Origin of the sequence: Pseudomonas sp. HY13-MNA-CIBAN-0226 (genome assembly GCF_040310305.1) — a bacterium.
Taxonomy (GTDB): Bacteria; Pseudomonadota; Gammaproteobacteria; order Pseudomonadales; family Pseudomonadaceae; genus Aquipseudomonas; species Aquipseudomonas gregormendelii.
The window spans coordinates 260,984-269,801 of record NZ_JBEOPS010000005.1 but is presented as its reverse complement, the minus strand read 5'-3'; the positions used below and the strand labels follow the sequence as shown (position 1 = coordinate 269,801).

Below are 8,818 nucleotides of genomic sequence, written 5' to 3'. Positions count from 1 at the left end.
AACTGCGTAACTCATTGTTTACCAAGGAGTTTTCCGTTTCGACTGCGCCGGAAGTGGGGCGAATTATAGACACCTGAAATCTGCCGTCAAGCACTGATTACGCTTTTCTATCAGAGGATCGAATTTGCTGCATAGAGATAGACGTATCACCACCGAATGCGCAGTATATTGCCCAGATATGGAATTACTCTCGCTTCCTGCCTTGGACGATGCCGCGAAATGAACAACCAGCCCCGCACTCTCTCCTCGACCCTGTTCTCGGTTGGCCTGCTATTAATAGCCATGGCATCGATCCAGTCTGGCGCATCACTGGCCAAAAGCATGTTCCCATTAATAGGCGCTCAAGGAACCACGACCCTGCGCCTGATCTTCGCCAGCGTAATCATGCTGCTGATACTGCGGCCCTGGCGCGCCAAGCTCACCGCCAAATCCCTGCGCACTGTAATCATCTACGGCATGGCGCTGGGCGGCATGAACTTCCTCTTCTATATGTCTCTGCAAACGGTTCCCCTGGGGATCGCGGTCGCCCTGGAGTTCACCGGCCCCTTGGCCGTAGCGATCTATGCCTCGCGCCGAGCCATCGACTTCCTGTGGATTGCTTTAGCTGCGGTAGGCCTGCTCCTGCTGATTCCTACCGGCGGCGCCAGTACCGGGATCGATCTCGTCGGTGCCGGTTATGCACTCGGTGCCGGCGTGTGCTGGGCGCTGTACATTCTGTTCGGGCAGAAAGCCGGCGCAGACAACGGCGTCCAGACAGCCGCCTTGGGCGTAATGATCGCAGCGCTGTTCGTCGCACCCATAGGGATCGTGCATGCAGGTGCGGCCTTGCTTACCCCCTCGCTGATTCCCGTGGCCATCGGCGTTGCCATCCTGTCCACTGCCCTGCCTTATACGCTGGAAATGGTCGCCCTCACGCGCATGCCTGCCCGCACCTTCGGTACGCTGATGAGTATCGAACCCGCTTTCGGCGCACTGTCTGGCTTACTGTTTCTGCAGGAATACCTTTCGTTGTCACAGTGGATGGCCATCATGTGCATTATCCTGGCATCCGTCGGAGCGACCCTGACCATGGGCAGCAATGCAAAGCCCGCGGTCGCGGTAGACTGATGAAGGATTTTACGAGGGTCTGGTATTTGACGACCAATTAGGCCATGTTTAACGCCCTGCCCGGCCCGACGACCCGGTGCCAGGCAGGAATGTTCAAGATCTGGATATCAAAACGCTTCAAACGAAAGCGAATGCAGTCAGACCCGGGCATCAGACCCGGGGACGCTATAGGGATAGTAATGAAACGAATTTTGATACTGATCGCGGTACTCGCAATTGCGGGTTGTGCGGCAACCTCCAAAACCCAGGTCAAGCACGGCAAGAAAGGGCTGCACATCAACTGTTCCGGTCTGTCGTCCTCTTGGGACAAGTGCTACACCAAGGCTGTCGACTCGTGTGCACCCAAAGGTTACAAGGTCATTGCCAAGTCGGGGGACTCAGTAGAAGAGCCAGGCGATTACCCGTTCGGCCTCAATCCAGCCGGCTACACCAGCCGCAGCATGATCGTCATTTGCAAGTAAGCGCACGTCAGGTTCGCGGCTCTGCTATTTGCTTGCGGATTTCGTCGTAGCTGGACTTCAGCACCGTGCGCTGGACGTCCGGTGTCGCCAACATCCGCGCCACTACCAGTGCGCCAACGCACTGCGACAGGATGGCCCAGGCGAGGCTTTCGCTGCCCAGTGTCAGCGCCCAGTTTTGTTGAAGCCGACAGATCCAGTCTTGCGCCAGCTGACGGACCGCATCGTCCGAACGGGCAATCTCGGCGCCCAGGGCGGGCAAAGCGCAACCGTTCTGCGCACTCTCGACGTGCGCCATGCTGAGGTATTGCCGCAGACAGCGATCCAGCTTCTGCAAGTCCTGATCCCCTTCCAGCCGGCACAGGCTTTGCCCCAGCTCGCGCTCCACAATCGCAGCGAACAGTTCATCCTTGGACGAGAAGTGGCTATAAAAAGCCCCTCCGCTCAAACCGATCGCCTTCATCAGGCCATCCACCCCCACGGTAGAGAACCCGGACTGCTTCGCCGATACGGCGCTGCTCTGCAAGAGCCTTTCTCTGGTTTCCAGCTTGTGGTTGGCCGAATAACGCATCGCCTTGCCCTCAGAAGTAATCACCTTGACGCTAGTCGGATCGTAGCATAACGTTCGTTTAGTTAACGATCGTTTACTAAAGGGTTTGCCATGAATAACAAGAAGGTCGTACTCGTTGTTGGCGCCGGTGATGCTACAGGTGGCGCGATTGCCAAACGCTTTGCGCAGGAAGGCTTCATCGCCTGTGTCACCCGACGCAGCGCCGATAAACTCCAGCCCCTGGTCGATGCCATCAAGGCTTCCGGTGCACAGGCCCATGGTTTTTCCTGCGATGCGCGCAAGGAAGAGGAGGTCGTGGCGCTGATCGAGCAGATCGAAAGCCAGATCGGCCCCATCGAAGCCTTCGTTTTCAATATCGGCGCCAACGTTCCTTGCAGCATCCTTGAAGAGACCGCGCGCAAATACTTCAAGATTTGGGAGATGGCCTGTTTCTCAGGTTTTCTCAACGGGCGCGAAGTGGCCAAGCGCATGGCCCAACGGCAGCGCGGAACGATTCTGTTCACCGGCGCGACCGCCGGGCTGCGCGGTGCAGCAGGCTTTGCAGCTTTTGCCGGGGCCAAACACGGGATCCGCGCCTTGGCCCAGAGCATGGCCCGGGAACTGGGGCCGATGAATATTCACGTGGCCCACGTGGTGGTCGACGGCGCAATCGATACCGATTTCATCCGCGAAAACTTCCCCGAGAAATACGCCACCAAAGACCAGGACGGCATCCTTAACCCCGAGCACATTGCCGACAATTACTGGTACCTGCACAGTCAGCCCCGTGATGCCTGGACCTTCGAGCTCGATCTACGTCCCTGGAACGAACGCTGGTAAACCCTTCCCTACAATTAAGCAGAGCACTTCGATCATGACTAAAACCGTGGAGTTCTTTTTCGACCTCGGCAGCCCGGCCACCTACCTTGCCTCTACGCAACTGCCGCGGATATGCCAGCAGACCGACAGCCAGCTGATCTACGTTCCGATGCTGCTGGGGGGTGTATTCAAAGCGACGGGCAACGCTTCGCCGGTAACCATTGCCGCCAAGGGCCGGTACATGTTCCAGGACCTGGCTCGATATGCGAAACGCTACGGCGTGCCACTCAAGTTCAACCCGCACTTTCCCATCAATACCCTGATGTTGATGCGCGCGGTGACCGGCATGCAGCTACGCCATCCCGAGCGGTTCGAGGTATTCATCGACTGCCTGTTCCGGGCGCTGTGGGTTGAGGGTCGCAACATGGATGATCCGCAAACGGTTGCCGCAGTGCTGACGGAACACGGATTTGATCCAGCTGAAACGCTGGCACTGACCGCAGACGAGCAAGTGAAGACGGCGCTCAAGGACAACACTGAGCGAGCGGTACAACGAGGGGTGTTTGGTGCACCGAGCATGTTCGTGGGTGATCAGCTGTTCTTCGGCCAGGACCGACTGGACTTCGTGGTTGAAGCCCTGAGCTGAATACAGGCGCCGCCATCGGCGCCTGATATTGCGATAATCAGATGGCAGCTGTCCGTGTGTTCAACCACTCAAGCGCAGCGCCATCGAGCAGCGGAGCGAGGCGCTCACGCACTTGGGCGTGATAAGCGTTGAACCACTGTTTTTCGTCCTCCGTCAGCAGCGCTGGCACCAGGCAGCGGGTATCGATCGGGCACAGCGTAAGCGTTTCAAATTTGAGGAATTCACCAAACTCGCTCTTGCCCGCTTCGCGATTCAGTACCAGGTTTTCGATTCGAACACCCCAGCGGCCAGGACGGTAGGTACCCGGTTCGATGGAGGTAATCATGCCCGGCTGCATGGCGGTTTGCGGTGCGGCAGCGGCTTGGTAGGCAATCACCTGCGGACCTTCATGCACGTTCAGGAAATACCCTACGCCGTGACCCGTACCGTGGCCATAATCGACGCTTTCGGCCCAGATCGGCGCGCGTGCAATGGCGTCCAGCAGCGGTGAAAGAATACCTTTGGGAAACTGCGCCCGGGACAAGGCGATGACGCCCTTGAGCACTCGTGTGCAATCACGCTTCTGCTCCTCGGTAGGGGTACCGACTGGAACCATCCGCGTAATATCGGTGGTGCCGCCCAGGTACTGGCCACCGGAGTCGATCAACAACAGGCCATCGCCCTCTATCACCGCGTGCGCTTCTTCGGTGGCGTGGTAGTGCGGCATCGCGCCGTTGGCGTTGAAGGCGGCGATGGTGTTGAAACTCAGCGACACATAACCCGGACGACGCATGCGTGCTGCCGTCAGGTGTTCGTCGATGGTCAGTTCGGTGATGCGCTCACGACCCCATGCCGACTCCAGCCAGGCGAAGAACTCGCACAGCGCCGCACCGTCCTGCTCCATGGCCAGGCGGATATGCTCGGCGTCCGCCAGGCTTTTCTGCGATTTGGCCAGGGTGGTCGGGTTCAGGCCCTCGACCAGTTTCACGCCGCTATCCAAATTGCCCAGCAGCCCGGCGGTGACCCGTGCCGGATCGATTTGCAGGCTCGCGCCGGCCGGTAACGCGCGCAAAGCGTCAGCCACTTCGCTGTAATCACGCAGCGTCACGCCGTCCTGTTCAAGGGTGGCGCGCAACTCGGCGCTGACCTTGCTCATGGCCACGAACAAGGTAGCCTGGTCCTGCCCGATCAAGGCGAAGGAAACAAACACCGGATTGAAAGACACGTCGCCGCCACGCAGGTTGAACAACCAGGCAATGTCATCGAGAGTGGCGATGAAATGCCAGTCAGCTCCACGCGCCTTCATTACCTCGCGCAGCTTGCCGAGTTTTTCGGTGCGGCTGACCGTCGCCTGGGGTGGCAGGTGCTGATAGATCGGCTCGTTGGGCAAGGTCGGGCGATCGCTCCAGACTTCGCTCAACAAGTCGATGTCCGTGCGCAAGCGAGCACCGCGCTCCTCGAGCTTACCACCCAGGGTGCGCGCCGAGGCCACTGCCATCACCGCACCGTCAACTGCCACCACACCACCTTCGGGGGTTTGCTCAGCAAGCCAGTCCAGCGGCCCAGGCTGGCCCGGTTGCAGCTTGACCAGTTCAATGCCACTGCCCTCAAGCTCCTTGGTCGCCTGCTCCCAATAACGGCTGTCGGCCCAGACTCCAGCGAAGTCCGGTGTGACGATCAGCGTGCCGACGGAACCATGAAAGCCCGACAGCCACTGACGCCCTTGCCAGTAACCCGGCAGGTATTCCGACAAATGCGGGTCTGCTGACGGCACCAGCAGCGCATGAATGCCCTCCCGGCTCATCAGCTCGCGGGTTTGCGCCAGGCGCTGGGGCACTGACCCATTGATCGAAGGCTGCGTACTCATCATGTCTCCTGCTAATCACGTATTCATTATTGTTGAAGCGCTGAGGTGCATGGGCGCTTTAAGACCTATTGCCAGAATGCCGGAGCATTGGTGCAGGCCGCTTTTATCAGGTCTGCCGCCTGGTCAATGTCCTGCGCGGTGGTGAACCGTCCAAGACTCAAGCGGATGGTGCGACTTGCCGAGTGGGTGTCATGCCCCAGGGCGAGCAGCACGTGAGAGGGGGCGTTACTCGCGGAATTGCAGGCCGACGTCGCGGAAAACGCGATCGAATGGCTCAACGCCGCGGAATTGAATTCACCCTCGGCAAACGTCAGGCTCAGGGTGTGGGGAATGCGTTGCGACGGGCTACCGTTGAGACGAACGCCGGGAATGCTTGAAAGTTGTTCGAGCAGGCGTTCGCGCAGACCGGCAACGATGACTTTTTCATCCTCGAACAGCTGCGCCGCCAACTCGAATGCCACACCCATGGCCGCAATCTGATGGGTAGCCAACGTACCCGAGCGCAAGCCGCCCTCGTGCCCGCCACCGTGAATCTGCGCGTGCAGGCGTTGTTGCGCACGGGGACCCACGTACAACGCACCGATACCTTTAGGGCCGTAGATTTTGTGGGCGGAAAACGACATCAAGTCCACCGGCAATTGCGCCAGGTCGATGACGACCTTGCCGGCGCCCTGCGCCGCGTCGACGTGGAACAAAGCATGACGCGCACGCACGATGTCGCCGATGGCAGCGATATCGTTGACCGTACCCAGTTCGTTATTGACCAGCATCAGCGAGACCAGGAAGGTGTCCTCACGCATGGCTTCGCTGACCGCCTGCGCGGTAATCAGGCCATCGGCATCAGGCACCAGGTAAGTGACCGCGACCCCGGCATCCTGCAATTGCCTGGCCGTGTCGAGTATCGCCTTGTGCTCGATCTGACTGGTAATGACATGGCCGCCAGCGACGCCTCGCGCCTGGGCCACGCCCTTGAGCGCGAGGTTATTCGATTCGGTGGCGCCGGAAGTCCAGACGATCTGATCGGCCTCGGCACCCACCAGATTGGCGACCTGCCTGCGGGCATGTTCTACGGTTTGCCGGGCTTGTTGCCCGAACGCATGGGAGCTGGACGCGGGGTTACCGAAGTTTCCGGTGAAACCCAGGCACTCGACCATGACCTTAATGACCCGCTCATCCACCGGAGTGGTGGCGGCGTAGTCGAAATACAACGGGCGTTTATTCATATAAGACTCGCAGAGCAGGTTCCGGGATCAGGAATCTCGTTGCTGGAACGGCAAAGCGCAGCCTCGTGAGCTGCGCCGACATCCCAGAACGTTAGAAATACCCGATCAGAGGCCGTTAAAGAAGAACAACTTCATTTAAAAGTGCGTAGGAACGCTCCTGAAGTCGAGCTTAACAGGCATCGGCCAACCGGTTGAAGCAATGCATCAGCCGATGCTCTCCCGCAGCAGCGGATAAAGCGATATCACCAGCAGTGCGGCCATGCCCCAGTTGAACACGCGCAACCAGCGGTGATCCTTCAACACATTGCGCAGCAGCGTGCCGCAGGCCGCCCAGACGCCGACGCTGGGCAGATTGATCACGGCAAAGACGGCGGCAATCACGATCACATTGGTGAAGTAGCCCTGCATCGGTGTGTAGGTACTGATGGCGCCAATGGCCATGATCCAGGCCTTGGGGTTCACCCACTGAAACGCCGCCGCACCCAGGTAGCTGATCGGCTTGCCCTTGCCGTCCTCGCTGTCTGACACCGGTCCGGAATGGGCGATCTTCCACGCCAGATACAACAGATAGGCGGCGCCTGCATAACGCAACACGGTGTAAAGCAACGGATAGGTTTGAAACACCGCGCCCAGGCCGAAACCCACCGCCACCACCAATACGAAGAAGCCGCAGGTGATGCCCAGCATATGCGGGATGGTGCGGTTAAAGCCGAAGTTCACGCCAGATGCCAGCAACATGGTGTTGTTCGGGCCAGGAGTAATCGAGGTGACCAGCGCAAACAGCGCAAAGCCCATCAGCAGATCGAGAGAGAGCGTCATCGGTTGCAGTCCGTCAGGGTCGGTCAGGTATCGACCCTATCGCAAGGGTTGCCTGAAGCCCATGGACAGTTAGGTAAAACTTCGAGCGGTACAGTCGTTCAGCTTGGGCGACCGTGCAGTTGGACAGTACGTTCGGCGTTCATTTCGCCCTGTTTGTCGAAGCTGAAGGCTTTCTGCGGCTTGCCGAGCAATTCGGCTTTTTTCGCGTGGTACTCGTCAAATGACAGGCTGCGACGATTCAGATCTTCCAGGGCCAATTGGCGGCTTTCTTGCGGAGTGTAAGGGCGTAACTCCGGGGAAACGTGGCTTGCACATCCAGCGAGTACGGAGACAGCGAGCAGTAGCAAAACGGCGATGGGAGATTTCATGGCGTGGCGTCCTGGCATCTGGGTTCGGGGCAATGAACACAGGCTACTCGCGCCCCTCGCCGGGCAGAAATCAACGCTCTCGATAGTGGGTATCAAGCTTTCAGCCTCCCTACCGCAAGCACCTAGGAGGCAAATCTCTATTATTCTATATAGATCTATAAATATCTTTTAATGTTCTTTTGAGGAATAAGAGCAAACCTTTATAACAACTCCATCGCGTCGGCATCACTGTTGCTCCTGCAACTGTTGGCCGGGCAACAGCGAATCAACAATCAGCACCCGCAAGCGACAGTGGCAAGCGCCAGGCGGGGCGCAGCCCCCATGAAACAAGGCCTTCAGGGGTTGGTATAGCTCTTGCTCAACTCAGTGACTACTCACTGCTCCCCGAGCAACTGTTTAAAAGGAACTGATCATGTCGCGCCCATTGAAAGTCGTTGCCGTCTCCGGTGGTACCTGGCGTCCATCCCGTACCCTGGTACTGACTCAATCGCTGTTGGCCGAGCTGTCCGAACACTTGGTGATCGAAAGCAAAGTGATCGAGCTGGGCGACATTGCCCGGCCCTTGGGTGCGGCGCTGTCCCGCCAGGAACTGGGGCCGCAGGTCGAAGCCGAGTTGCAGGCGATCGAGAACGCCGAGCTGTTGATCGTTGCCGCACCGGTGTTTCGCGGCTCCTATCCCGGCCTGCTCAAGCACCTGTTCGACCTGATTGACCTCAATGCGCTGATCGATACGCCGGTGCTGCTGGCTGCCACCGGCGGCAGCGAACGGCACGCCCTGGTACTCGATCATCAACTGCGCCCGCTGTTCAGTTTCTTCCAGGCCCTGACGTTGCCGATTGGCGTCTACGCCACCGAAGCCGATTTCTCAAACTACCAAATAACCAGTGAGCCCTTGAAGGCCCGCATTCGTCTTGCTGCAGAACGCGCCGCACCGCTGTTCGGCGCGCACCCCAAAAATCTGCTGAAAATCGCTTAAGGATCT

The 8,818-nt window shown here is 58.8% G+C and carries 10 protein-coding genes; 5 read left to right on the top strand and 5 right to left on the bottom strand.

Annotated elements, in window-relative coordinates; translation table 11 throughout:
* The first annotated feature begins 219 nt into the window (after positions 1 to 219).
* Positions 220 to 1,107 carry a threonine/homoserine exporter RhtA gene (rhtA, locus tag AAEZ05_RS07975; RefSeq protein ID WP_350646893.1) on the top strand — a complete coding sequence of 296 codons (888 nt, stop codon included), beginning with the start codon at positions 220 to 222 and terminating at the stop codon, positions 1,105 to 1,107.
* 179 nt (positions 1,108 to 1,286) lie between these two features.
* Positions 1,287 to 1,568 (top strand): hypothetical protein, encoded by a 282-nt coding sequence (locus AAEZ05_RS07970; protein WP_045058153.1) that lies wholly within the window; start codon positions 1,287 to 1,289, stop codon positions 1,566 to 1,568.
* Between the two features lie 7 nt (positions 1,569 to 1,575).
* Here AAEZ05_RS07970 and AAEZ05_RS07965 read toward each other — a convergent pair whose 3' ends face one another.
* Positions 1,576 to 2,136, bottom strand: coding sequence for a TetR/AcrR family transcriptional regulator (locus AAEZ05_RS07965; RefSeq protein ID WP_045058152.1), 561 nt, complete (start codon positions 2,134 to 2,136; stop codon positions 1,576 to 1,578).
* Positions 2,137 to 2,226: 90 nt separating this feature from the next.
* On the opposite strand from AAEZ05_RS07965, the gene AAEZ05_RS07960 reads away from it, so the two are divergent.
* Both AAEZ05_RS07960 and AAEZ05_RS07955 read left to right on the top strand, forming a co-directional pair.
* On the top strand, positions 2,227 to 2,955 hold the full coding sequence (locus AAEZ05_RS07960) for an SDR family oxidoreductase (protein WP_045058151.1): 729 nt from the start codon (positions 2,227 to 2,229) through the stop codon (positions 2,953 to 2,955).
* 34 nt (positions 2,956 to 2,989) lie between these two features.
* Complete coding sequence (locus AAEZ05_RS07955; RefSeq protein ID WP_045058150.1) at positions 2,990 to 3,580, top strand: 2-hydroxychromene-2-carboxylate isomerase; 591 nt, start codon at positions 2,990 to 2,992, stop codon at positions 3,578 to 3,580.
* Positions 3,581 to 3,617: 37 nt separating this feature from the next.
* Here the strand turns inward: AAEZ05_RS07955 and AAEZ05_RS07950 are convergent, their stop codons facing one another.
* From AAEZ05_RS07950 to AAEZ05_RS07935, 4 genes are all read right to left on the bottom strand, one after another.
* Positions 3,618 to 5,426 carry an aminopeptidase P family protein gene (locus tag AAEZ05_RS07950; RefSeq protein ID WP_350601162.1) on the bottom strand — a complete coding sequence of 603 codons (1,809 nt, stop codon included), beginning with the start codon at positions 5,424 to 5,426 and terminating at the stop codon, positions 3,618 to 3,620.
* Between the two features lie 65 nt (positions 5,427 to 5,491).
* Complete coding sequence (locus tag AAEZ05_RS07945; RefSeq protein WP_350646892.1) at positions 5,492 to 6,649, bottom strand: cysteine desulfurase family protein; 1,158 nt, start codon at positions 6,647 to 6,649, stop codon at positions 5,492 to 5,494.
* Between the two features lie 204 nt (positions 6,650 to 6,853).
* A complete protein-coding gene (locus AAEZ05_RS07940) occupies positions 6,854 to 7,468 on the bottom strand; it encodes a LysE family translocator (RefSeq protein WP_205892171.1) in 615 nt (204 codons plus the stop codon).
* A gap of 98 nt (positions 7,469 to 7,566) precedes the next feature.
* Complete coding sequence (locus AAEZ05_RS07935) at positions 7,567 to 7,836, bottom strand: hypothetical protein (protein WP_205892170.1); 270 nt, start codon at positions 7,834 to 7,836, stop codon at positions 7,567 to 7,569.
* A 412-nt stretch (positions 7,837 to 8,248) separates the two neighbouring features.
* On the opposite strand from AAEZ05_RS07935, the gene msuE reads away from it, so the two are divergent.
* The gene (gene msuE, locus AAEZ05_RS07930; RefSeq protein WP_205892169.1) at positions 8,249 to 8,812 is read left to right on the top strand and encodes an FMN reductase; all 564 of its coding nucleotides are present in this window, start codon (positions 8,249 to 8,251) and stop codon (positions 8,810 to 8,812) included.
* Positions 8,813 to 8,818: the final 6 nt, after the last annotated feature.